This window comes from Haloarcula litorea, from assembly GCF_029338195.1.
Lineage (GTDB): Archaea > Halobacteriota > Halobacteria > Halobacteriales > Haloarculaceae > Haloarcula > Haloarcula litorea.
In genome coordinates, this window is sequence record NZ_CP119779.1 from 3,204,616 (window position 1) to 3,227,941 (window position 23,326).

General features: G+C 70.8%; 25 protein-coding genes. 11 read left to right on the top strand and 14 right to left on the bottom strand.

Features of this window, described 5'->3' with window-relative positions; all coding sequences use genetic code 11:
- Positions 1–194: 194 nt before the first annotated feature.
- Positions 195–479 (top strand): DNA-directed RNA polymerase subunit L, encoded by a 285-nt coding sequence (locus P0592_RS17205; protein WP_276272139.1) that lies wholly within the window; start codon positions 195–197, stop codon positions 477–479.
- A gap of 16 nt (positions 480–495) precedes the next feature.
- Here the strand turns inward: P0592_RS17205 and P0592_RS17210 are convergent, their stop codons facing one another.
- The 3 genes from P0592_RS17210 to P0592_RS17220 all read right to left on the bottom strand — a co-directional run bounded on the left by P0592_RS17210 (position 496) and on the right by P0592_RS17220 (position 3,427).
- Positions 496–1,356, bottom strand: a complete 861-nt coding sequence (locus tag P0592_RS17210; RefSeq protein ID WP_276272140.1) for a hypothetical protein — start codon at positions 1,354–1,356, stop codon at positions 496–498.
- A gap of 80 nt (positions 1,357–1,436) precedes the next feature.
- Positions 1,437–2,252: an imidazole glycerol phosphate synthase subunit HisF gene (hisF, locus tag P0592_RS17215; protein ID WP_276272141.1), complete on the bottom strand. Its 816-nt coding sequence runs from the start codon at positions 2,250–2,252 to the stop codon at positions 1,437–1,439.
- 80 nt (positions 2,253–2,332) lie between these two features.
- Positions 2,333–3,427: a PQQ-binding-like beta-propeller repeat protein gene (locus tag P0592_RS17220; protein WP_276272142.1), complete on the bottom strand. Its 1,095-nt coding sequence runs from the start codon at positions 3,425–3,427 to the stop codon at positions 2,333–2,335.
- A gap of 106 nt (positions 3,428–3,533) precedes the next feature.
- Here P0592_RS17220 and P0592_RS17225 point away from each other — a divergent pair, with 106 nt between their 5' ends.
- Positions 3,534–3,725, top strand: a complete 192-nt coding sequence (locus tag P0592_RS17225; protein WP_276272143.1) for a DUF7550 family protein — start codon at positions 3,534–3,536, stop codon at positions 3,723–3,725.
- 31 nt (positions 3,726–3,756) lie between these two features.
- On the opposite strand, the gene purL is transcribed toward P0592_RS17225, so the two are convergent.
- The 5 genes from purL to P0592_RS17250 all read right to left on the bottom strand — a co-directional run bounded on the left by purL (position 3,757) and on the right by P0592_RS17250 (position 7,854).
- Positions 3,757–5,919 carry a phosphoribosylformylglycinamidine synthase subunit PurL gene (purL, locus tag P0592_RS17230; protein ID WP_276272144.1) on the bottom strand — a complete coding sequence of 721 codons (2,163 nt, stop codon included), beginning with the start codon at positions 5,917–5,919 and terminating at the stop codon, positions 3,757–3,759.
- A gap of 46 nt (positions 5,920–5,965) precedes the next feature.
- Positions 5,966–6,364, bottom strand: coding sequence for a hypothetical protein (locus P0592_RS17235; protein WP_276272145.1), 399 nt, complete (start codon positions 6,362–6,364; stop codon positions 5,966–5,968).
- Positions 6,365–6,436: 72 nt separating this feature from the next.
- On the bottom strand, positions 6,437–7,090 hold the full coding sequence (locus tag P0592_RS17240; RefSeq protein WP_276272146.1) for a DUF2306 domain-containing protein: 654 nt from the start codon (positions 7,088–7,090) through the stop codon (positions 6,437–6,439).
- Between the two features lie 87 nt (positions 7,091–7,177).
- Complete coding sequence (locus P0592_RS17245; RefSeq protein ID WP_276272147.1) at positions 7,178–7,480, bottom strand: DUF7521 family protein; 303 nt, start codon at positions 7,478–7,480, stop codon at positions 7,178–7,180.
- Positions 7,477–7,854, bottom strand: coding sequence for a winged helix-turn-helix domain-containing protein (locus P0592_RS17250; RefSeq protein WP_276272148.1), 378 nt, complete (start codon positions 7,852–7,854; stop codon positions 7,477–7,479). The genes P0592_RS17245 and P0592_RS17250 overlap by 4 nt, the downstream gene beginning before the upstream one ends.
- Positions 7,855–8,058: 204 nt before the next feature.
- On the opposite strand from P0592_RS17250, the gene P0592_RS17255 reads away from it, so the two are divergent.
- Positions 8,059–9,207 (top strand): multicopper oxidase domain-containing protein, encoded by a 1,149-nt coding sequence (locus P0592_RS17255; RefSeq protein ID WP_276272149.1) that lies wholly within the window; start codon positions 8,059–8,061, stop codon positions 9,205–9,207.
- Positions 9,208–9,303: 96 nt separating this feature from the next.
- On the opposite strand, the gene P0592_RS17260 is transcribed toward P0592_RS17255, so the two are convergent.
- Positions 9,304–9,555, bottom strand: a complete 252-nt coding sequence (locus P0592_RS17260; RefSeq protein WP_276272150.1) for a hypothetical protein — start codon at positions 9,553–9,555, stop codon at positions 9,304–9,306.
- Between the two features lie 156 nt (positions 9,556–9,711).
- Between P0592_RS17260 and P0592_RS17265 the strand changes: the two genes are divergently transcribed.
- Together P0592_RS17265 and P0592_RS17270 are read left to right on the top strand one after the other, a co-directional pair.
- A complete protein-coding gene (locus P0592_RS17265; RefSeq protein ID WP_276272151.1) occupies positions 9,712–10,398 on the top strand; it encodes a PHP domain-containing protein in 687 nt (228 codons plus the stop codon).
- Between the two features lie 3 nt (positions 10,399–10,401).
- Positions 10,402–11,487, top strand: a complete 1,086-nt coding sequence (locus P0592_RS17270; RefSeq protein WP_276272152.1) for an asparagine synthase C-terminal domain-containing protein — start codon at positions 10,402–10,404, stop codon at positions 11,485–11,487.
- A gap of 9 nt (positions 11,488–11,496) precedes the next feature.
- Here P0592_RS17270 and P0592_RS17275 read toward each other — a convergent pair whose 3' ends face one another.
- Complete coding sequence (locus tag P0592_RS17275) at positions 11,497–11,973, bottom strand: NUDIX hydrolase (RefSeq protein WP_276272153.1); 477 nt, start codon at positions 11,971–11,973, stop codon at positions 11,497–11,499.
- Positions 11,974–12,013: 40 nt separating this feature from the next.
- The gene (locus P0592_RS17280) at positions 12,014–12,988 is read right to left on the bottom strand and encodes a transcription initiation factor IIB (RefSeq protein ID WP_276272154.1); all 975 of its coding nucleotides are present in this window, start codon (positions 12,986–12,988) and stop codon (positions 12,014–12,016) included.
- A 227-nt stretch (positions 12,989–13,215) separates the two neighbouring features.
- On the opposite strand from P0592_RS17280, the gene gatC reads away from it, so the two are divergent.
- On the top strand, positions 13,216–13,494 hold the full coding sequence (gene gatC / locus P0592_RS17285) for an Asp-tRNA(Asn)/Glu-tRNA(Gln) amidotransferase subunit GatC (RefSeq protein WP_276272155.1): 279 nt from the start codon (positions 13,216–13,218) through the stop codon (positions 13,492–13,494).
- Between the two features lies 1 nt (position 13,495).
- Positions 13,496–14,776, top strand: a complete 1,281-nt coding sequence (gene gatA, locus P0592_RS17290; protein WP_276272156.1) for an Asp-tRNA(Asn)/Glu-tRNA(Gln) amidotransferase subunit GatA — start codon at positions 13,496–13,498, stop codon at positions 14,774–14,776.
- A gap of 169 nt (positions 14,777–14,945) precedes the next feature.
- On the opposite strand, the gene P0592_RS17295 is transcribed toward gatA, so the two are convergent.
- Positions 14,946–18,029, bottom strand: coding sequence for a PAS domain S-box protein (locus P0592_RS17295; RefSeq protein WP_276272157.1), 3,084 nt, complete (start codon positions 18,027–18,029; stop codon positions 14,946–14,948).
- 217 nt (positions 18,030–18,246) lie between these two features.
- Here P0592_RS17295 and P0592_RS17300 point away from each other — a divergent pair, with 217 nt between their 5' ends.
- Together P0592_RS17300 and P0592_RS17305 are read left to right on the top strand one after the other, a co-directional pair.
- A complete protein-coding gene (locus P0592_RS17300) occupies positions 18,247–18,561 on the top strand; it encodes a DUF7344 domain-containing protein (protein WP_276272158.1) in 315 nt (104 codons plus the stop codon).
- An 88-nt stretch (positions 18,562–18,649) separates the two neighbouring features.
- Positions 18,650–18,832, top strand: coding sequence for a hypothetical protein (locus P0592_RS17305; protein ID WP_276272159.1), 183 nt, complete (start codon positions 18,650–18,652; stop codon positions 18,830–18,832).
- A 5-nt stretch (positions 18,833–18,837) separates the two neighbouring features.
- Here the strand turns inward: P0592_RS17305 and P0592_RS17310 are convergent, their stop codons facing one another.
- A complete protein-coding gene (locus tag P0592_RS17310) occupies positions 18,838–19,149 on the bottom strand; it encodes a HalOD1 output domain-containing protein (protein WP_276272160.1) in 312 nt (103 codons plus the stop codon).
- A gap of 131 nt (positions 19,150–19,280) precedes the next feature.
- Here P0592_RS17310 and P0592_RS17315 point away from each other — a divergent pair, with 131 nt between their 5' ends.
- A complete protein-coding gene (locus P0592_RS17315; RefSeq protein WP_276272161.1) occupies positions 19,281–20,804 on the top strand; it encodes an FAD-binding domain-containing protein in 1,524 nt (507 codons plus the stop codon).
- Here P0592_RS17315 and P0592_RS17320 read toward each other — a convergent pair.
- Positions 20,801–21,904, bottom strand: coding sequence for a glycosyltransferase (locus P0592_RS17320; protein ID WP_276272162.1), 1,104 nt, complete (start codon positions 21,902–21,904; stop codon positions 20,801–20,803). The genes P0592_RS17315 and P0592_RS17320 overlap by 4 nt on opposite strands.
- Between P0592_RS17320 and P0592_RS17325 the strand changes: the two genes are divergently transcribed.
- Positions 21,809–23,326 carry an MFS transporter gene (locus P0592_RS17325; protein WP_276272163.1) on the top strand — a complete coding sequence of 506 codons (1,518 nt, stop codon included), beginning with the start codon at positions 21,809–21,811 and terminating at the stop codon, positions 23,324–23,326. The two genes, P0592_RS17320 and P0592_RS17325, sit on opposite strands and share 96 nt — an antisense overlap.

Sequence of the window (23,326 nt, forward strand, 5' to 3'; positions counted from 1 at the left end):
AGATGTGGTAGAACCCACGGTAGCCGGGAGCGCGTTTCGTCGCGCGCCCCGGACCCGGCCGAGGGCTTCCGTCGCTGGTCGGCGGCAGCGATCGAACTGGGTCACTGGTCGGCCGATCTTCGAGCGCCCGAGCCTGCGAGAGCGACTAGGGCGAAGCGACACGTTGATGGGTCACAACGGCGGAACACATCGGTATGGACCTTCGCGTCATCGACAAGTCCGACACCGAGCTCTCTATCGAGATCGCGGGCGAGGACCACACGTTCATGAACGTCATCAAGGGCGCGCTGCTGGAGACCGAGGGCGTCGAGGCGGCGACCTACGACGTCAACCCCGAGCAGTCCGGGGGACAGACCGACCCGGTGCTGACGATCAAGACCGAGGAGGACGTCGACGCGCTCGACGCCCTCCAGGACGGCACGGACCGTGTCATCGAGAAGACCGACGCGTTCACCGACGCGTTCGAGGCGGCCGCGTAGACCGGCTTTTCGCTGCTCAGCAGACCACGTGCGTGACGAACACGGTGCCGTCCGGCGCGACGTGGACGTCGACGCCGACGGTGCCGGCCTCCGAACTCCGGTAGGGGATGCCCCGGATCGCGTAGCTGTCGACCAGCGACTGCGCAAGCGCCGGCTCACTGTCGAAGCCGTCCAGCGACTGCCCGACGCGGTCGTAGTCGACGCGGTAGGCCATCACGGCGGGCCGTTCGCAGGCGAGGTCGAACCGCGAGAACGCCTCCCGCTCGGGGCCGGGCCCGTCGCCGGCCCTCGCTTCGACAACCGCCTTGTTGTAGTAGGCGGCGGCCTCGTCGGTCGCGGCGTCGCGGGTCAGCTCGCCGGCACCGGCGCGTGCCCGCTGCTCGTTGAGCGCGTCGACGTATGCGTCCTCGACGGCCGACAGCGAGAGGCCCGCCGCGGTGTCGGCCTCGCCCGGGGCCGCGGGGACCGCGGGCGGTGACCCGCTGGCACCGGTGTCGAAGCCCGGCAGCGGCACGATCCCGAGCCCGCCGAGGGCGATGACGCCGAGCAGCACCGCGACGACGGCGTAGCCGGCGACGTACTTCGGTTCGATCACGTCCCGCCAGCTCGTCTCGATGTCGGCCAGCGGGTCCGAGTCGGCGACGGGTTCGCGGACCAGGTCGGCGCTCCCACACCGGTTGCAGGGCGGGGAGTTGCGCTGGTGCTGGCGGCCACAGTCCTGGCACACCCAGACGGAGCCGCCGGGCTGGACGTCGTCGTCGGTCGACTCCGGGCCGACCGGCTGGACGGCCTTCTCGAAGGTGCCGTGGCCGCAGTTGTCACAGGGCGGGTCGTCCTCCTCGTGGGGCTTCCCACACCACTCGCACCGCCATTTCATCGGCGACTCTAGGAGGCCACGGTACAAAGGTAGCCCGGAGGGCGGACGGGCGTGGCCGTGCTTGCGCCGATCCCACCCGCTCAGAGCCGGACCGGAATCCCCTGCTCGTCCAGGTACGCCTTCGTCTCCGCGATTGAGTACTCGCCGAAGTGGAAGATCGAGGCCGCGAGTCCGGCGTCGGCCCCGGCCTCGACGAACACCTCTTCCATATCCGCCGGGCTGCCACAGCCCGAGGAGGCGATCACCGGCGTCGAGACGTTGTCACAGACCGCTTTCATCAGCGGGATGTCGTACCCCTCTTTCGTCCCGTCGGCGTCGATGGAGTTGACGAAGATCTCGCCCGCGCCGCGGTCCTCGGCCTCCTGTGCCCACTCGACGGCGTCCAGTCCCGTGCCCTCGCGGCCGCCCTTGACGGTGCACTCGAACCAGCAGGACTCGCCGTCGATCTCGGCGTAGTGCTCGCCCTCGTCGTCGAAGCGCCGGCGGGCGTCCAGCGAGATGACGATGCACTGGCTCCCGAAGGCGGCCGCGCCCTCGTCGATGAGATCGGGGTTCGCGATCGCGCCGGAGTTGATCGAGACCTTGTCCGCGCCGGCCCGCAGCGTCTCCTTGACGTCCTCGCGGGTGCGGATGCCGCCGCCCACTGTGAGTGGGATGAACACCTCGTCGGCGACGGCCGAGACCGTCTCCAGCATCGTCTCTCGGCCCTCCGCGGAGGCGGTGATGTCGAGGAAGACGAACTCGTCGGCCCCGGACTCGTTGTAGGCCTTGGCCATCTCGACCGGGTCGCCGGTGTACTCCAGGTCCTCGAAGTTGACGCCCGTGTAGACGGCGGCGTCCCCGTTCTCGTCGACGTCGACGTCGATACAGGGGATGATGCGCTTGGTGAGGGTCATCTACTGTCCGTGGCTTCGCTACAGGGCCGTTTGACGGTTTCGGCTGGCGCAAGGTCCGCTGGCTGCCGCGTCGTCCTCGCTCACTCCAGCTCGCCGCGCCGGAGCGCGAACAGGCCGTCGTGGCTCCCGACGAAGACGCGGTCGCCGCGGACGACCGGCGCGACGGAGCTGTACCCGACCGGGACCGTCCACTGTTCGCTGCCGTCGGCCATCGAGACCGCGTAGGCGTTCCCGTCGTTGCTCCCGACGTAGGCCGTCGCGCCGTCCGGCCCGACCGCCGGCTGTGTCACCAGCCAGTCCTCGGCGTCGAACCGCCAGCGCCGCTCGCCGGTGTCCCGGCGGTGGGCGTGCAGCGACCCGCTCGCGGTGCCCACGAGCACGGTGTCGCCGGCGAGGACCGGGCGGCTGTCCGAGAGCGCCTGTCCGGTGTCGACGCGCCACTGCTCGCTGCCGTCGGCGGCCGAGAGCGCGAACAGGTCGCCGCTGTCGTCGTCCGGCCGCCCGGTCGGGACGTAGACGGTGCCGTCGACGGCCGTCGGCCGTTCGACGCGACCGGGACCGACGTCTGTCGACCACCGCTCGCTGCCGTCGGCGGCCGAGAGCGCGTGGAGGGTGCCGTCCGCGCGTCCGACGTAGACGGCGTCGCTCGTCGCGCCCGCGGTCGAGACGTCGCCCTCGAGCGCGCGCCATCGTACGCTGCCGTCGGCGGCGTCGACGGCCGTCACCCCACCTTCGCTCAGGTAGACGGCGTCGTCGGTGGCCGCGATGGGGGCCAGCGAGGACGCGTCGGGTCGCCCCCAGACCTGCGTGCCCTCCAGGTGCTCGAACGCGCGGGTGCCGTCACAGCCCGCGACGACGGCCAGCGGTCGCCCGTCGGGACCGGTCGCGCCTGCCAGTCCCGCGTCGTAACAGACGGTGTCGCCGGGGTCGTCGAGCAGGACGCGCCACCGCTCGTCGCCGGTCCCCGGATCGAACGCCAGCGTGCGCCACGTCGTCAGCGCCACGAGCGCGCCGTCGACGACGGCGAGGCTACCGATCGTCCCCTCGGGGCTCCGCCGCCACGCGACCCGCTCGTGTCGCGGCCCGCCCGTCAGCTGCGTGAGACAGCCCCCGATACTGGCCGTCCCGACCGCTCCCAGCGTCGCCAGCAGCGACCGGCGCGTGTACTCCGTCATAGCCGTCCGTTCTCGCCTCCCCACAAAGTGCCTTCAGGTCGCTCAAAACCCGCTGTGAGCGACGGAATCCGACAGGTACAGGTGCCCGCTCCGAGAACGGCCGCGTATGGCAGACGACCACCACGACGAGGACCGTCCGGACTACGACCCCGAGAACGTCGACCTGCCCGAGCGCGAACCGCCGCTGCGGGAGACCGCGCCACAGAGCGACTTCACGACGGGACAGGTCGGTCAGGGTGCCGCCGTCGCGCTCGTCGGCCTCCTGCTGACGTTCGGCGTCGCGCTGCTCCTGGTCTGAGAACCGTCGTCTCCGCTCCGGACGACCCCCCTCAGGCGAGTTCGTCCTCGATGACCGAGCGGAGGTCGGCGACCGCCGCCGCGTCGTAGCGGAGCCGTTCCCCGCCGACCGTCAGGTCAAGCGTCGCCGACCCGTCGGCCGCGCCCAGTTCCGTCACGGGCGCGACGCCGTCGAAGGCCGCCCGCACCGCGTCGGGATCGGTGGTCTCGAAGACGACGCGGCCCGGTCGTTCGTCGAACAGGGCGTGCTGGTCGGCACCGTCTCCCGTCTCGACGGCCACCTCGGCACCCGCGTCCTCGTGGACCATCTCGGCCAGCGCCACCGCCAGGCCGCCGTGGCTCACGTCGTGGCTGGCCAGCACGTGATCGGCGTCGGCCACCTCGGCGATCGTCTCGATCAGCGCCGCGGGGGCCGACGGGAGCGCGGGGAAGCGGTCGGCGCCACCGAACTGCGCGAGGTACTCCGAGCCACCGAGTCGCGGGTCGGTCTCGCCCGCGAGCGCCGCGTCGCCGACGACGACCAGCGTGCCCTCGCCCGAGAGAGCCATCGGGGGCGCGTCGTAGCCGTCCTTGACGCCGACGAGCGCGAGCGTCGGCGTCGGCGGGATCGGGCCTGTCTGTGAGTCGTTGTACAGCGAGACGTTCCCGCCGACGACCGGCACGTCGAGGTCGCTGCACATCTCGGCCAGCCCGTCGACGATGCCCTCGAAGCCGCCGTAGACGTCGGGCTTCTCGGGGTTGCCGCCGTTCAGGCAGTCGACGGCGGCGTGGGGCGTCGCGCCCTTCGCTGCGACGTTGGTGGCGTTCTCCAGCGCGACGGCGCGGGCACCCTCGTAGGGCGCGGCGTCGGTCCAGTTCGGGTCCGCGCCCGCGGAGAACGCGAGCCCGGTCTCGGCCTCGCGGACGGCCAGCAGGGCGGCGTCGTCGCCCGGCAGGACGCTCGTCCGGACCTGCACCTCGTGGTCGTACTGGCGGTAGACCCACCGCTTGGAGGCGCAGTTGGGGCTGCCGACGACGGCCTCGAAGGCCTCGTCGAGAGCGACGTCGGGCAGGTCCCGCTCGGCCTCGACGGGGGACTCCGCCGGGAGGTCGTTCATCGGCGCGCCCTCGCCGAGGAACTCCGCCCCGACGTCGACGACGGTCTCGCCCTCGAAGGTGCAGACGTAGTTGGTGCCGGCCGCGGTGAGTTCGCCGATGACAGAACACCCGAGGTCGTAGCGGTCGGCGAGCTCGGCGACGCGGTCGACGTTCTCCGGTGTCACCTCGTACACCATCCGCTCCTGGCTCTCCGAGAGGAGGATCTCGGTCCCGTTCATCCCGGGCTCGCGCTGGTGGACGCGTTCGAGTTCGATCTCGGCTCCGAGGCCGCCCTTCGCGACGAGTTCGGAGGACGCGCCGCCCAGCCCCGCCGCGCCGAGGTCGCGGGCCGACTCGACCAGCTCCTCGTCGAGCAGCGCCTCGTTGCACTCGATGAGGAGCTTCTCCGTGTAGGGGTCCCCGACCTGGACGGCCGGGCGGTCCTCCGTCTCGGCGTCCTCGTCGAGGTCCTCGCTGGCGAAGGAGGCCCCGCCCATCCCGTCCCGCCCAGTGGAGTTGCCGACGAGGACGAGCTTGTTGCCCGGCTCCTGTGCCTCCGCGGTGAGGGTCCGCTCGGGCTCCAGCAGGCCGATACAGGAGACGTTCACGAGGGGGTTGCCCTCGTAGTCCTCGTGGAAGGCGACCGACCCGGCGACGGTCGGGACCCCGATGCAGTTGCCGTAGTGGGAGATCCCCTCGACGACGCCCTCGAAGAGGTACTGGGAGTGTTCGCGGTCGAAGTCGCCGAAGTAGAGGGAGTCGGCCAGTGCGATGGGGTACGCGCCCATCGACAGCGTGTCCCGGACGATGCCGCCGACCCCGGTGGCCGCCCCGTCGAAGGGGTCGACGTAGGAGGGGTGGTTGTGGGACTCGACGCCCATCGTGATGTACGTCTCCTCGCCGTCGCCGTGGCTCGGCAGCGAGACGACGGCGGCGTCGTCCCCCGGGCCGATGACGACCTGCTCGCCCTCGGAGTCGAACGCCGAGAGCAGCGGGCGCGAGGAGCGGTAGGCGCAGTGTTCGCTCCAGAGGTTCTCGAACAGCGCGGCCTCGGCCCGCGTCGGCTCCCGGCCGAGCTCGTCGACCACGAGGTCGTGGTCCGCGTCGGAGAGACTCATTACGTCCCCGTGGCTCCCGGCCGGCTAAATCGCTTACTATGAGGGCTCAGTCGAGGCGCTGCTCGGCCGCGGAGACCGTCGGTGCGGTCTCGCCCTCGTAGCCCGCCTGCCGGGACCGGCGCTGGAACGCGTTCTCGGTCACGCGGCTCGTCTCCGTGCCCACGACCCGGACGACGTCGCCCAGCCCCATCTCGGCCAGCTCGCCCTGCGCGTCCTCGATGGGCGCGGCGGCCTCCGGCGAGGGCGGGGCGAACGTCGAGATGTCGTTGACGATCGCGAACCCGTCGTCGAGGCGGTCGGCCGCGTCGAGGGTCTCGCTCGCTGCGGTCTCCATCTCCCCGGCGGTGAGTCGCCCCTCGAAGGAGAGATAGAGTCTGTTCGTCGCCCGATCGGCCCGGATCTCGTAGCTCGCGCCGGCGTTCTCGCCGGTCTGGGTGATCGCCATACCGGTACGTGGGGCGCTGTCGGAAAAGGCGGGCAGGGTTACTGTGTAGGGACGGGGCGGAGCCGGACGCGCTCAGCCGAGGCCGAACCGCCGCTCGTACCGCCGCTGGAGGACGACCAGCAGCGGGGTTCCGAGCAGCGTGGGCCAGAGCCACCGCAGGGCCGCCGGCAGGAAGAGGAAGTTCACGGCCGAGACGGCGCTGACGGTCGCGATGTAGCCCGCCCCCATCCGGACGACGTGGTCGCCGAGCCACGCCCCCGGCTCGCGCTCCGAGCGGAACCGCCGGACGTCGCCGAGGGCGAACACCGTCCCGAGACCGCCGAACACGAGCATCACCACGGCGAAGTCCGTCCCGCGGAGGAACCACAGGCCCGCCTGGACCAGGAGCCCGGCACTCGCCAGGCCGAACAGCCCCACGGCGACCCAGTCGGTCGTCGTCGGGTCGTCGTCGGGACGCTTGCGGGAGAGCGTCCGGGCACCCGAGAAGGCGAAGTAGAAGCTGAACACCGCGACGAGCGCGAGGAATCGCCGGAGTCCGGTCGGGTCGAGCGCGAACAGCGCCACCGCCGTCGCCGAGACGACGGCCATCGCGTAGACGAAGGTCCGCCCGGCCCGGCGGTGACGCGGCCCGCCCTTCTCGGTGCCGAACGCGACGAGTCCGGCCAGCAGCGCGACGAAACCGGCCAGGACGTGGAGGTCGAGTAGGGGGGCTTCGAGGGGCGACATAGCGGGGTGGGGCGGGCGATCGGACCCACCTTCTCCGGATCGGCACAAAAAACACCGCCCCGAACACCGCCGGTCGCCGGCCTCCGGTCACCGCACGTACAGCGAGTAGAGGATGATCCCCAGTCCGACGGCGGTCATACTGCTGGAGACGAAGACGCTGGTGTAGATGAGGTCGACGCCGAAGACGTTGCCGACGACGATGTCCAAGACACCGCCGAGGACCGCACCTAACGTGACCACCCCGAACCCGTACGTGAGCCACTTGTGCTCGGGACTGCCGGTCCGGGTGTAGGCCCCGTAGGAGTAGTACGTGATGAGGCCGCCGATGACGAGGATGAGCGTCTTCGCGGCGACGATACCGATCTGTGAACTGGGGATGTGTGGACTCATGTCTCTTTTCGCACCTCCGACCAGAGGTTCTCCAACCGCTCGTCCGGCGACCGGGCGCGGTGTGCGATGTCGACCTCGAACTCGCGGTCCTCGTCGAGCAGGATGACCACCTCCTCGAAGTCGATCGCGTACCGGCTCGCGTGTTGCCCGTCGGCTCGCACCTCGACGCCCTCTTGGAGCAGTGACGACTCGGTGAGCAGTTCCAGCTTCCGGTAGGTGGTCGACAGCGGGACGCCGCTCGCGTCCGATATCTCGCTTGCTGTCATCGGCTCGTCGAGCGCTCTGACGATCTCCCGGCAGTCCTCGTCGTCGAGCGCGTCGAGGACCGTCGTCAGCTCCGGAGTCTCGTCGTCGGCGAACGGGTCCCGGACCATCGTTACACCGTTGGCCGGGACGGAGGTTTAAGCACTCCGACTCGTCCGACGGCCGCCGTGGGGTCGAGCGGATCGATCACACGTTCGGCTTCTCCCCCGCCGGACACAAGCTGTCCCCCGATTCTCAGTCGCTGGGAACGGTTCTGCCGGCCTGAGAACACGCTCGGAGGGGTTTATACCCGGACCGTATACGTTCAGGTGTCCATGACGAAGCAGATCGGTGCTCCCGGTTCCGGAATGTCGCGTCGCGAGTTCGTGAAGGCGTCCAGCGCGGGCGGCGTCGCCGCCCTCGCGGGCTGTGCCGCGCCGGGTGACCCCGAGCAGAGCGTCGACGCCGGTACGGAGACGGCCGCCAGTCAGAGCGGTGGCCTGCCCACCACCTCCCCGCCCGAGATCGTCAACGTCGACGAGCAGGGCGGCCAGGTGACGCTGTCGTCGGTCCCCGCGCGCCACCTCGCCCACCCGACGGACACGATGGGCGGTCCCGTCGAACTCCCGCAGGTCTGGGCGTTCAAGGCCGACGACGGCGACCCCAGCGTCCCCGGTCCGATCCTCCGGACGACCGAGGGGGAAGACATGGAGGTGACGCTCGACAACACGGACGGGATGCGCCCGCACACGGTCCACTTCCACGCCGTCTCGAAGAACTGGGAGGACGACGGCGTCCCGACGACGACGGGCATCCGCGTCGATCCCGGGGAGAAACACACCTACGAGATCCCCGCCAACGAGCCCGGCACGCACCTCTACCACTGCCACTACCAGACCCCGCGGCACCTCGACATGGGGATGTACGGCATCTTCCGGGTCGATCCGAAGGGGTACGAGCCGGCCGACAAGGAGTACTTCATGACGCTGAAGGAGTGGGACTCCCGGCTCAACCGTCAGATGGCGGGGATGGACGCCAGCTACAGCCCCCGGAACCGCCAGCCCGACACCTTCACGGTCAACGGGAAGTCCGCGCCCCGGACCCTCCACCCCGAGGACGGCTCCCCCATCATCGTCGAGCAGGGCGACACCGTCCGCCTGCACCTGCTCAACGGCGGCTACATGGACCACCCGATGCACATCCACAACCACCGCTTCGAGGTCCGCTCGAAGGACGGCGGCGTGATTCCGGAGGTCGCCCGCCACCGGCAGGACGTCTGCTCGATCCCGCCGGCCGGCCGCCGCACCCTGGAGTTCGAGGCCGACGCCGACCCCGGGATCTACCTGATGCACTGTCACAAGGTCAACCACGTGATGAACGGGTCCAGCTACCCCGGCGGGATGCTGACCGGCGTCGTCTACAAGGAGGCGATGGACACGGACATCTTCGGCACGCTGATGGACTACGCGGGGTACGACGGCTGACCGAAGCGAGGCCTGCGGAACTGACGAACGGCGACCATCGGAAACCGTGAGTCACGACGGCTGACCGAAGCGACCTCCGCCCGCTCGCCGTCGACGCTACTCGTGCCGGGTGACGTGATAGAGGACGCCCCAGACGAACGAGATCCCGACCATCAGCACGACGACGCCGGCGAACTGGTCGCTGTACGGAAACGACACTCCGGCGACTCGCTCGGCCGTCACTGTCGCCGCCGTCGACGCCGCCTTCAGATCGGGCGACACCGCCCAGATGTACTTCGACAGCACCGTCCCCACCACGAGCGTCACGAACGACGCGAGCGCGTGCGACCCACCTGTCTTGGCTGGCATACAGCGCGTTGACACGTCCGCCTGACTTATCAAGGCTGTCGTCTCTCGCTCGGGCCGGAGCCGTGCCGGGCCGCCCTCGACCGCCGCGTTCAGGACGCCTGACACCTGTCGGGGCGGACCGGGGTACTTTTGCCCCGTCCGGCTGTACTGACGCTCGTGCTTTCGGTCGAGCTCCACGCGCACTCGTCGCTGTCCCACGACGGGCGCGATCCCGTCGAACTCCTGCTGGAGCAGGCCAGCGCGGTCGGGCTGGACGCGCTGGCGGTCACCGACCACGACGAGCTCGACGCCAGTCTCGAGGCCGCCGACCTCGCGCCAGAGTACGGTCTGATCGGCATCCCGGGGATGGAGGTCTCCAGCGCGGCGGGCCACGTCATCGGGCTGGGCATCCAGGAGGTGGTCCCCGCGGGGCTGTCGTTCCGCGAGACGCTCGACCGGATCCGCGACCAGGGCGGGATCGCCGTCGTCCCGCACCCGTTCCAGGAGTCCCGCCACGGCGTCCTCGCGGAGATCTCGAAGGACACGCTCTCGGAGGCCGACGCCATCGAGGTGTACAACTCCCGGCTGCTGACCGGTCGGTCGAACCGGCAGGCCGAGCGGTTCGCGCGGCGGCGCAGGCTCCCGATGACCGCCGGCAGCGACGCCCACATCGCCGAGATGGTCGGCCAGGCGGTCACGGAGGTCGACGCCGACGAGCGCTCGGTCGACGGCATCCTCGACGCGGTCGCCGACGGCCGCACCACCGTCGTCGGCAAGCGGACGCCCTGGCGCATCAGCTTCCGACAGGCCGCCGGCGGGGCCAAGCGCCGGGTCGTCAGCCGCATCGGCGACATCTGGGACTGACCGATGCAGGGCGCAGCCCCCGCCACCGTCCGCGAGGCCCTCGACGCGGGCGACCCGCTCCCCGGGACGCGGGGGTTCGCCGGCGAACTGGACGGCAGGCTGGTCAGGGACGTGCTGGGCCGCGAACCGCTGTTCGTCGACCGGGACGGCACGGCCCCGATAGCCGACGGCCGCTGGAGCCACGACCCGACCGAGCTGACCGATCCCGACCCGGTCCCGGCCGGACACGCCGTCGACGGCGAGGCGTCGGACCGTCTCTGGTCGCTGCCCGATCCGGACCCGTTCACCGACCGCGAGCGCGCCGTCGCGCGGGTCCGAGACGCCGTCGAGACCAGCGTCGACGAGGTCGACGCCGACGGGCTGGCGGTCGCGTTCTCCGGCGGCGTCGACTCCGCGATCCTGGCCGCCCGGCTCGACGCGCCGCTGTACGTCGCGGGCTTCCCGGACAGCCACGACGTCGAGGCGGCCCGCTCGGCCGCCGACCTGCTCGGACGCGAACTCCGAGTGGTCGAGCTGACCCACGACGCCATCGAGCGGGCGGTCCCGGAGATCGTCGCCGCCACCGGCCGGACGGACGCGATGGCCGTCCAGATCGCGCTCCCGCTGTACCTGACCGCCGAGCGCGTCGCGGCCGACGGCTTCGGCCGGCTGGCACTCGGGCAGGGGGCCGACGAGCTGTTCGGCGGCTACGCGAAGGTCGCGAACGCGCCCGAGGACCCGCGCGTCGACGCCGACACCGTCCGGGGTGCGCGCCGGGAGGTGGTCGCGACGCTCCCCGACCAGCTCCCGCGAGACGTCCTGGCGCTCCGCGCTGCCGGCGTCGAGCCGGTGACGCCGCTGCTGCACGACCGGGTCGTCGCGGCCGCCCTCCGGCTCCCGGGGGAGCTGCTGGTCGAGGGCGACCGGCGGAAGGTGGCGCTCCGGGAGGCGGCCACCGACGTCCTCCCCGACGCCGTCGCCGAGCGCGACAAGAAGGCCGCGCAGTACGGCTCGCTGGCCGCCCGCGAACTCGACCGGCTCGCCCGGCAGGCCGGCTACAAGCGCCGGATGGACGACCACGTCACGAAGTACGTCGAGTCGCTGGTCTGAGCGGCCGTGTCAGCGGTCCTCGACGGCGGCGACCGCCTGTTTCCCGACCTCGACCACGTCGTCTGGCAGCTCGCCCGCTCGCTCGTCCAGCTCCGCCGGCGTGAACCACGTCCAGTCCCCGGCCGGCTGTTCGCCCGGCCCGGGGTCGATCTCGCGGCTGTCGCTCGCGCCGTAGAAGACGAAGTCGACGTGCTGGTGGCCCACGTCGCCGTTCTCGTGGACGTTGATGTCCTCCAGCAGGAAGTGCTGGGGCTGGGGGATCGACCGGACGGTCTCGCTCTCGACGCGCTCCCGCGGCGCGACCAGGTCGACGTCGAGCCCGAGTTCCTCGCGGGTCTCCCGGAGCGCGGCCTCGTGGGGGAGCTCGTCGCGGTCGACGTGGCCGCCGGCGGGCAGCCACATCCCGAGCTTGTCGTGTTCGTGCAGCGCGACGGCACCGTCGCTGACGACGTAGACGGTCGCGACGAAGTGGCGGGTCGTCTCCATAAACCGGGCGACGGCTCGACGGTACGTCTGCGTTACGGAGTTAGACGTGGACGCTGTCCTCGGCCTCGAGCAGTTCGTGGTAGCGGTTGCGGATGGTGACCTCGGAGATGTTCGCGACCTCGCTGACCTCGCTCTGGGTGACCTTCTCGTTCGTCAGCAGCGAGGCGGCGTAGACGGCCGCGGCGGCCAGCCCGACGGGGGACTTCCCGGAGTGAACGCCCTCCTCCTTGGCGTTTTTCAGCAGCTGGCGGGCCCGGCGCTCGACCTCCTCGGAGAGGTCGAGGTCGGAGGCGAAGCGGGGCACGTAGCTCTCGGGGTCGGCGGGCTGGATCTCGAGGCTGAGCTCGCGGACGACGTAGCGGTAGGTCCGGGCGATCTCGTCCTTGCCGACGCGGGAGACGTTGGCGATCTCGTCCAGCGACCGCGGCGTGCCGGCCTGGCGGGCCGCGGCGTAGAGGCTGGCCGTGGAGACGCCCTCGATGGAGCGACCGGGCAGCAGGTCCTCGTCCAGCGCCCGGCGGTAGATGACCGAGGCGGTCTCGCGGACGTTCTCGGGCAGGCCCAGCGCCGAGGCCATCCGGTCGATCTCGCCCAGCGCCTGTTTGAGGTTGCGCTCCTTTGAGTCGCGGGTGCGGAACCGCTCGTTCCAGGTGCGCAGGCGCTGCATCTTCTCGCGCTGGCGCGAGGACAGGGAGTTGCCGTAGGCGTCCTTGTCCTGCCAGCCGATGTTCGTCGAGAGGCCCTTGTCGTGCATCATGTTCGTGGTCGGCGCGCCGACGCGGGACTTCTCGTCTTTCTCCTTGGAGTCGAACGCGCGCCACTCGGGGCCGGGGTCGATCTCGTCTTCCTCGACGACGAGGCCGCAGTCCTCACAGACCGTCTCACCGCGCTCGCTGTCGGAGACCAGCGAACCGCCACACTCGGGACAGACCAGGGACTCCTCTTCCTGCTCGCTCGTCTGCTCGTCCTCTGTCTCGCGCTCGCTCGTGTATCGGCGGATAGTGGTGTCAGTCATTGGTTGGGGGAACGGGCGGGTACGGGCACCCGGAAAACGGCGGAATTGTCTCTGTATACATCTGTTGGTGGTCGAGCAACTTAAAAGCTTTGCCGAAACGCAAAGCGATTATGGACGTTTCCGAAAACTGAGTTTTCGCTACCGTGCGAAACAGTTTGTGTATGTGAACGTGTGACGTGGTCGGGGCTTCCGTAACGCTTACCGCCGGGCCAGCACTCGCCTCGGGTATGAGCGACAACGCCGTCGACCCCGAGGCGGTCGAGCACGTGGCCGACCTGGCCCGGGTCGACCTCGACGACGAGGAGGTCGAGCGGTTCACCGAGCAGTTCGGCGAGATCCTGGCCGCCTTCGAGGCGCTGGACGAGGTGCCCGAGACAGACCGGGAGGCCGACCTCACGAACGTGATGCGGCCCGACGAGGTCCGCGAGGGACTGACCCAGGAGGAGGCGCTCCGCAACGCACCCGACTCCGAGGAGGGGCAGTTCAAGGGGCCGAAGGTGTCGTAGGATGGAGCACAACGGCTACATCGCGACCGAGACCATCGAGGGGGCCGACGACGGACCGCTGGCCGGTCGCACGGTCGCGGTCAAGGACAACATCTCCACCGAGGGCGTCGGCACCACCTGCGGGTCGAAGATGCTCGAAGACTACGTCCCGCCGTACGACGCCACCGTCGTCGAGCGCCTGAAGGGGGCCGGCGCGACCATCCCCGGAAAGACGAACATGGACGAGTTCGGGATGGGGACGACGACCGAGACCTCCGCGTTCGGGCCGGTCGAGAACCCCGTCGCCGAGGGGCGCGTCCCCGGCGGTTCCTCCGGCGGTTCGGCGGCAGTCGTCGCCGCGGGCGACGCCGACCTGGCGCTGGGCAGCGACACCGGCGGCTCGATCCGCTGTCCCGCCGCCTTCTGTGGCGTCGTCGGCATCAAGCCCACCTACGGGCTGGTCTCGCGCTACGGGCTGGTCGCCTACGCCAACAGCCTCGAACAGATCGGTCCCATCGCGCCCACCGTCGAGGAGGCCGCCGAACTGCTGGAGGTGATCGCCGGTCCCGACGAGCGCGACGCGACGACCCGCGACGCGACCGACAACGGCGGGAGCTACGACTACGCCGCCGCGGCCGACGGCGACGTCGACGGGCTCTCGATCGGCGTCCCGACGGAACTGCTCGACGGGGCCGACGGGGAAGTCGTCGAGACGTTCTGGGACGCACTGGACGAACTGGAGTCGAAGGGCGCGAGCTACCACGAGGTCGACCTCCCGAGCGTCGAGCACGCCGTCGAGGCCTACTACGTCATCGCGATGGGCGAGGCGTCCTCGAACCTCGCCCGCTTCGACGGGGTCCGCTACGGACGGAGCGGCGGCCGCGACGGCAACTGGAACGAGTCGTTCGCGAACGCCCGCGAGCGTGGCTTCGGCGAGGAGGTCAAGCGCCGCGTCCTCCTCGGAACCTACGCCCTCTCGGCGGGCTACCACGACAAGTACTACAAGAAGGCCCAGGACGCCCGTGCCTGGGTCAAGCAGGACTTCGACGCGGCGCTTTCCGACGCCGACGTGCTGGCCTCGCCGACGATGCCCGTCCCGCCGATGGAACGCGGCGAGAGCCTGGACGACCCGCTGACGATGTACCTCGCCGACGCCAACACGACGCCGGTCAACCTCGCGAACCTCCCGGCGATCTCGGTCCCCGCCGGCGAGACCAGCGACGGCCTCCCGGTGGGACTCCAGCTCGTCGGGTCGGCCTTCGACGAGCAGACGATCATTCGGGCCGGGAGCGCGCTGGCGTAGGGCCGCGAGGGAGCGGCGCGACGAGCGGTTTTTCGCCCACGTTTTTCGCCGAGCGGTGCGCGTAGCGCACCCGAGGCCGAAAAAGGTGGTCGCACGAGCAGACGATCATTCGGGCCGGGAGCGCGCTGGCGTAGGGCCGCGAGGGAGCGGCGCGACCGAGGAGACCACGTCACTCCGTCGGCCTCGCGGCCGTCCTCGCGGCCAGCAGCGAGTCGAACACCTTCCGCTGTGCCTTGCGGAGGTGCTGGTGGAAGGTCGGCGCTGCGACGCCCAGCGAGTCGGCCGCCTCCTCTGCCGTCGCCTCGCGGGGCCACTCGAAGAAGCCGATGCCGTGTGCGATCTCGAGCGTCGTCCGCTGGCGGTCCGTCAGGTCGTCAGTGAGCGCCTGCTGGACGCGTGCCCGTGGGTCCTCGCGGGTGGTCTGCCGACGCTTCAGCAGCTGCGAGGACGGGTAGTGCTCGTCGACGGCGTCGATGATGCGCCGGACGTCGGCCGACGGCGGGACGTGGACGGTCAGGTAGTAGTCGCCGTCGCGGACGACGCCGCGCTCGATGCGACCGCCGACGGCCGCGAGCGTCGAGAGGATCGGCGGCTCGGTCGCACAGAACTCGAAGCGCCGGTCCTGGTCGCCCCGGACGGTCAGCGAGTGCCAGTGGGGGTGTTCCTCGACCGCCGTTCGCAGGGTCGCTCGGCCCTCGGGCGTGACGGCCCCGTAGATACGGAACTCGTCGTCGGAGATCGGCACGGTGTTCTCGATGGTGATCCGCCCGGCCTCCCCGGATTCGACACCGAAGTCCTCGAACACGTCCGCGATCTCGAACTCCAGTTCCACGACCTCGTCGCTCATCAGCGCCTGCTTTCGCTCCGTCGCGGCGATGGCGTGCCCGACGAACTCCCCGAGCTGGTCGACCACCGCTCGCTCCCGTCCCTCGAAGGCACCCGTACGCCCGGCGTAGATGCTCAACACGCCGTAGAGCACCTTGTCGTGCACGATGGGGACGGCCGCCGACGACCGGATCCCGTGGGCCACCGCGTCCACAGACCAGGGGGCGTAGTCCGCGTCGGTCTCGACGTCGTCGACGGTCTGGGTCTCGCGGGTCCTGAAGGCTCGGCCGGTCGGCCCCTGTCCGAGGTCGTCGTCCGGGTCGATCGACGTCTCGATCTCGTCGAGGTAGTCCGCCGCGCCGGCCTGGGCCCGCGTGACCAGCTCGCTCGACCCGGTCTCGACGCCGCCGAGCCAGGCGAACAGGTACGACTCCGTCGCCGCGAGCCGCTCGCAGACCGTCTCCTCGATCTCCTCGCGGGTCGACTGCTCGATGACGGCGTCGGTGGTCTCGCGGACGACGCGGTTGAGCTCGTCGAGCGCAGAGAGCTGCTCTCGCTGACGGATTAGCTCCTGCTTGCGGGCGTGGGCCTCGATGGCTGCGGCCAGCGTGTTCGCGACCGACTGGACGAAGTTGACGTCGAGCGGGGAGACGGAGCGAGGCTCCGTGTCGTGGACGCCGAGGATGCCCCACGGGTCGTCGTCGGGGCCGATCAGGACGCTGATGCCGCTCCTGACGTCGTGGTTCGTCAGCAGGTCGGGTCCGTCGAACCGCTCCTCGTCGGCCAGGTCTTCCACGACGACGGGGTCGCTGGCGTCGAGCGTGTAGGCCGCCTGTGACCCGTTCTCGACCGCGGAGACGGTCGCCGAGCCGACGATCCCCTCGTCCCAGCCGGTCCCGGCGCGCAACAGCAGCTCGTCGCCGTCGTCGTCCAGGTCGAGCACCTTCACGTAGTCGACGGCGAGCGTCTCGGCCACCCGGCGGGTGGCCTCGTCCATCAGGCCGTCGAGGTCGCCGTCGTCGAGGCTCTGTCGGCCGAGGGCGGCGATGACGGACTGCTGGCGCGCCCGCGTCCGCAGCAACCGCTCGCGTCGCTTGCGGTCGGTGACCTCCCGGACGACGCCCGCCCGGCCGTACCGCTGCTCGTCTCCGTCCATCGGGAACGGCGTGAACCGGGTCTCTACGGGCACGGTGTCTCCGTCGGCGGTGAGGAGCTCGGTCTCGATGGTCGTCGCGTCCTCGTCGCTGTCGACGAGGGCATCGTTCCGACGGTCGGCCCGGGCCAGGTCGGTCTCGCTCGTCACGAGCGTCGCCTCCGCGCCCAGCAGTTCCTCGCGGTCGTAGCCCGTCAGGCGCGTGTGAGCCTCGTTGACCATGACGAACCGGTTCCGATCGTCGACGACGTAGACGCCGTCGTCGACCGTCTCGACGACGGTCTCGTACTGTTCTAGCCGGCGCTCTCGCTCGTGACGCTCGGTGACGTCCCGGACGACGCCGATCCGCTCGGTGGTCCCGGGCTCGGGACCGTCGAGCAGCGAGAAGGTGGCCTCCGCGACGATCTCGTCGCCGTCCGCCGTCGTCAGCGTCGTCTCCATCCGCGCCGTCTCGCGGCTACCGTCCCGCAACTCCGACTGGAGCGTGTGTGCCCGCTCCGCGGTCTCTTCGTCGACGATCGCGGACGCGTGGCGGCCGAGCAGGTCGGCCGGCTCTTCCCCCAGCAGGTCCGCGTACGCGTCGTTGACGAACGTGAGCGTCCCGTCCTCGCCGACGACGTACACCCCGTCGTCCATCGTCTCGATGATGGCCTCGTACCGTTCGAGTTCCCGTTCGCGTGCCCGACGCTGGGTGATGTCACGGAAGTAGACCGACAGCCCGCTCTCGGAGGGGTACGCCGTCACGTCGAACAACCGATCGAGCGGGGGGTACCGCGCCTGGAACGACCGGGACTCTCCGGTTCGCATCGCCCGGCGGTACTCGGCCTCGAAGGCGGAGTCGACGGTTCCGGGAAACGCGTCCCAGACCCGCTGGCCGAGGAGGGCGTCGGCCGACTGTTCGAGGAGCGTCTCCGCCCGGTCGTTGACGTAGGTGAACCGCCAGTCGTCGTCGAGCGCGAAGAAGGCGTCGTCGATACGCTCGAGCACCGACTCCAGTTCTCCCGCCTGGGACGGTCCCTCGCCAGCGCCGGCGGTCGCCTGTTGCCCGGCCCCCCGGGTCGCCGCCTCGACCGGCCGCCACCAGACCCGGCCGCTGGCTCCGACCTTCTTGGTGGCCAGCCGACCGCAGTCGACCAGGTGGCGCAGTCGGTCGTACGCGCTGCGTCGACCCAGGTCGAGACGCGTCGCCACCTCGCTCGTCGTCAGCGGCTCTCGGTCGGCCCCGAACACCCCCAGCGTCTCCCGCTGGGTCGGCGTCAGTTCGTCGCCGGGCATACGTCATTCACAGTCGGGTGACACTAATAGACTCCGCCGGCGGAGGCGTCCGTCGTCACGTACTTGGAAAGTACCTGGAAAAGAAGTCGTTACGGCCGTCCGTCGCTGCCTCGCGTCCGCCGCTGTCTCGGACCTATCCGGCTAGGCCCCAGTCTTACACTCGGGCACCGGCACTATACGGTACGCACCGATTACCGATCGGCGCGAGAACCCAATCATGTCAAACACCAAGCTTGACCGGTCGCACCGAGGGGGAGCGCTCGATCACCTCCCCGCGACGGAGCGACACGAACTGCTGTCCTCGGCCCGCCGCAGGGTCGCCGTGAGGGTACTCACGGCCCGCGACGGGTCGATCACTCTCGAGTCGCTCGCCCGCTCGATCACGGCCCACGAGGAGACGAACGCGGACGACGAGTCGGTCCGAGCGGTCTCGATCTCGCTTCACCACTGCCACCTCCCCAAACTGGACGAGGCGGCGGTCGTCGACTACGACGCGGACGCCAACGACGTCCGACTGACCGACGAGGCGTAAACTGCGGTGACGCAGCCGCCCCTGGTCCCGGTGGGGAGGTCGGTCCCGTCTGTCACACACTTTTGTCGGTACGTACCGTAGAGCGAGTATGAGTGACGACGAGAGTGACGGGGGCTGGCTCCACTGGCCGACCCTGCTGAAGGGGGCCCTCGGCGGCATCGGCATCGGATTGGTCCTCGCACTCGCACTGGAGAACTTCGCGCTGGGGATCGCGATCGGCGTCGCGAACGGTCTCGGCTTCGCCGTCGGGTGGCGACGCTCGCGGCGGTAGTGCGCTCACTCCACGGCCGCGTCGAGGTCGTCCTCGAGTTTCCTGAGCGAGACGACGCCCTCCTGGGTGATCCGGACCCTGTAGCCGTGGTAGGAGAAGGAGATCTCGATCTGTGACTCCGGGACGGGTGGCTCGCTGAACAGTTCGTCCAGGATGTGGTCGATGCGGGGGTAGAGGGGCGGCAGTTCCGTCTCGTCGACGTCCTCGACGTCCGCGATGGTCTCGAGTACCCGGTAGTTCGGCGTCTCCTCACCGGGTTCGACCTCACGCTCGACGATCCTCTTCGTCGGCGGACGCTCGTCGTGTTGATCCGACATACGGTTCCAGCGTGGTGCAGGTCGTAAGATAGTTTTTGCCGGACGGCTGCGGACTACTTTTCAGATTACACCTTCGATGACGAAGGGCAGGTGCCGGCGGTGTTTTTGACGCTCCCGTCCCTCGACCCACTGTGACCGACGCCGTCGTCTGGCACCGGGCCGACCTCCGTACCGTCGACAACGCGGCGCTCGCGGCCGCCAGCGACGCAGACCGGGTCGCGCCGGCGTTCGTCGTCGACCCGGTGTACTACGGCGACGACGGGCTCGCCTGCGACGCCCGCCTGCGGTTCCTCCACGAGTGCCTCGCCGACCTCCGCGGGCAGTACCGCGACCTGGGGAGCGACCTCGCGTTGCTGTCGGGGGACCCTCACGAACGCGTCCCCGAACTCCTCGATCGCGGCTTCGCGGTGTACGTCAACCGCGACGTGACCGCGCGCCGGGGACTGGCCCGCGACGAGGCGCTCCTCGACCGCGAGGGCGTGCAGGTGTTCGACGACGACGGGATCCGCCGTCCCGGCCAGCGCCACCGAGACGGGACCGTGGCGGTCGACACGCGCGCGACGCGGGCCGGCGAGGGGTGGGACGACCACTGCGAGGCGTACTTCGAGCGCGAGCCCCACGCACGACCGGACGGGCTCGGCCCGAACCCGGTGGACTCCGAGGTGACGATCGAGGAGGTCGAGGCCAGACACGACGTGGCTCCCGAGAAGCGCGGCGTGCCGGCGGGGGGAACGATGGCGGGAAACGAGCGGCTGTCGGCGTTCGTCGACCGTCTGACCGACTACCCGCGCGTCGTCTCGCCGCCCGCCGCCGCGGAGGACCGCTCGTCGCGGCTCTCGCCGTACCTGACGTTCGGCGCGCTCTCCCACCGGCAGGTGTACCAGCGGGTCCAGTCGGCCCCCGAGAGCCGGGGCCGGGAGATGTACACCTCGCGGCTGTTCTGGAACCGCCACTACCACCAGAAGCTGGCCGACTGGCCGGGCTGGACCGAGCGGGCGGTCAACCCCGTGTTCCGGGGGCTGTTCCGGGACGAGCACGACGAGGACCTGGACGCCGCGTGGCGCGAGGGCCGGACGGGGTTCCCGATGGTCGACGCCGCGATGCGCGCGCTGACCGAGACCGGCTACGTCAACTTCCGGATGCGGGCGCTGGCGGCGACGTTCTACGTCTACGTGCTGAAACAGTGGTGGAGGCGCGGGGCCGACTTCGTGTACGAACACCTCGTCGACGCCGACCCCGCCATCAACTACACGCAGTGGCAGTCCCAGTGCAACCTCACCGGCGTCCACCCGGTGCGGGTGTACGACCCCGAAAAGCAGCTCCGAGAGTACGACCCCGACGGCGCGTTCGTCCGCGAGTACGTCCCCGAGCTGGCACCGCTCCCGGACGAACACCTGCCAGCGCCGGCCGAGACCCCGGTCGGCGTCCAGCGGGAGTGTGGGGTCGACGTGGGCGAGGACTACCCCTACCCCGTCGTCGACTACGACCACGAGGCCGAGCGGGCCCGGGAGCGGTACGCCGCCCTCGCCGACCGGGCGCGCGAGGCGCTGTCGGACCCGCGGGTCCGCCGCCGGGGATCGTTCTCGAACCGCGGACGGGACCGGGCCGACGACGGGGGCGAGGACGGCGGCCAGACCAGCCTCGACGACTTCTAGCTGACCTGCTCGTAGACGTCCCGGAGCCGGTCGACGGCGCGCTCGACGCTGACCCGCTCGCGGCGGGCCAGACAGTTCTCCCGGAGGCGCTCACGCTCGGCCAGCGTCCGCTCGATCGCGTTCCGGAAGGCGTCGACGTCGCCCTCCGGATAGGTGTAGCCGGTCTCGCCGTCGTCGACGGTGTCGCTGAGCGCCCCCGCGTCGACGCCGGCGACGGGCGTCCCACAGCAGTTGGCCTCCAGCGCGACGAGCCCCTGGGTCTCGACGGGGCTGGGGAACGCGAACACGTCGAGCGTGCCGTACAGCGACGGCAGTTCGGCGCGGTCCAGAAAGCCCAGGAAGCGGACGTCGACGTCGGCCTCGGCGGCCCGCCGCTCCAGCCCCTCGCGGGCCGGACCGTCGCCGCCGAAGACCACGGTCACGTCCAGCCCCTCACAGGCCGCGATGACGTCCGGCAGGCACTTCTCGTGGCCGTGCCGGCCCGTGTAGCCCACCAGCGGCCCGTCGGGCAGGCCGTGGCGCTCGCGGAAGTCGTCGTCGGGCCGCGGGGCGAAGAAGTCGGTGTCGACGCCGTTCGGGATCACCTCGACGGCCACGTCGGCCCCGACCGAGTTCCGGACGTGGGCGGCGGCCTCGGCGCTCGGGGCGACGACCACGGCGGCCCGGTCGAGGAACCACCGCTCGTAGTGCTCGGCGCTGGACTGGACCGCCGCCTCGACGGTGTCGGTGACCGAGACGTACTCCGCGTACTCCCCGGTCGGCGTGTGGTAGGAGGCGACCAGCGGCGCGTCGACCTTCCGGGCGAGGCGCTGGCCCGCCATCCCGAGGCTGAAGGGGGTGTGCGCGTGGACGATGTCGGCCTCCGCGACGGCGTTGGGGACCTGTGGCATCCCGACTCGGAACCCCTCGTAGAACGGGAACGGGACGCTCCGGACGGGATACTCCCCGTCCTCGGGGGCGTGACTGCTGCGCGGGTAGACCACGTCCATCCGCCCGCCGCGGGCGTGCCAGCGGTCCCGCCACGTCTTGACCGTGTAGGTCACGCCGTTGACCGTCGGCAGGTACGTGTCGGTGAACGCGGCCACCCGCGGCAGTGTCATCGCCGCCGGGTAGACCGACCAGCGGGTAAACCCTTGTCATCCAGCGGCGTCGCCGGGGCAGTGTCCTTTTGGTCGGCCACGGTGAGAAAGCGGGTAATGGCACGGGACCGCTGGCTGTACGCGTGGGCTGTCGGATCGGTCGCACTCGGGGCGGCGTCGCTGCTCGTCCCGCTGTACTTCGTCACGATTGGGGGGAGCACGCTGTTGCTCGGCGTCCTCGCCGGCCTCGCGGCCGCGGCCGGGGCACCGGGCGCACTGCTGTTCGGTCGGGTCGCGGACCGCACCGGGAAACGACGCTCGCTCGTCCTGCTGGCGCTCGGACTGGCGACGGTGGCCATCGTCGTCGTCGCACTGACCGACGTCGAGTGGGTCGTCATCGCCGGGAACGGCCTGCTGTGGTTCGCCGCGGGCGCGGTCGCTCCGGTACTCACCCTGCTCGTCACCCTCGGGCACCTCGAACGGGACTGGCCGGGCCGGTTCGCCGCGCTCAACCGCTACCAGGGCTGGGGGTGGGCCGGCGGCCTTGTCCTCGGGCTCGTCTGGACCACCGCTCTGAGCGGGCCCCTCGGTGCCGAGACGGCCCAGCGCTGGCTGCTGTGGCTCTGTGCCGCCGTCGCCGCCACCGCGGCGCTGCTCGTGGCCGCGTGGCTCCCGAGCGACGCGGCCGCGGCAGAACAGCCCCGTCCCAGCCGCGTCGCCCGTGCGGTCGCACGGGCGCGCCGGGTGCCGGTCCGCAGTGCCACCTTTCCCGTCGGACCGGCCCGGCTCTACTGGCTCACCCGGTCGATGCACCCCCGGGCCGTGGCCGCGCGCTTCACCCCGTCGCTGGCGCTGTACTTCGCGGCCGTCGTCGCCATCTTCGTCGGGTCCGGGGTCTTCTGGGGACCGCTGCCGGCGTACCTCTCGACGGTCCAGGGGTACGACTCCGGCGTGGTGTTCGCGCTGTACTTCCTCTCCAGTCTCGGCTCGGCGCTGTGCTACGGGTGGGCCGGGAACCTGGCCGAGCGGTACGACAGTGCCGGCCTCCAGACCGCCGGCCTCCTCGTCCGCGCGGTCCTGCACCCGGCGGTGGTCGTGGTCGGGCTGGTCCTCCCGGCGACGGTCGTCAGCGTCGTCGCCAACGGTGCCGTCTTCGTCGGCATCGGCGTGGCCTGGGCCGTCATCGCCGTGACGGCGGCCAGCATCGTCACGGGCCTCGCGCCCCCGGCAATCCGCGGCGAGGCGCTTGGCATCTACACCGCCGTCTCCGGGCTCGCCAGCGGCGTCGGCTCCGTCGCCGGCGGCTGGCTCGCCGGCTACGGCTTCCTCACGGCCTTCGTCGTCGCCGGCGCGTTCGTGGCGGTCGGGGCCGCGCTGACGACGGTCGTCTGGCGTCGCAACGGGGAGGCGGCGAGCGCGACGACGGCGGCGACCGGCCAGTAG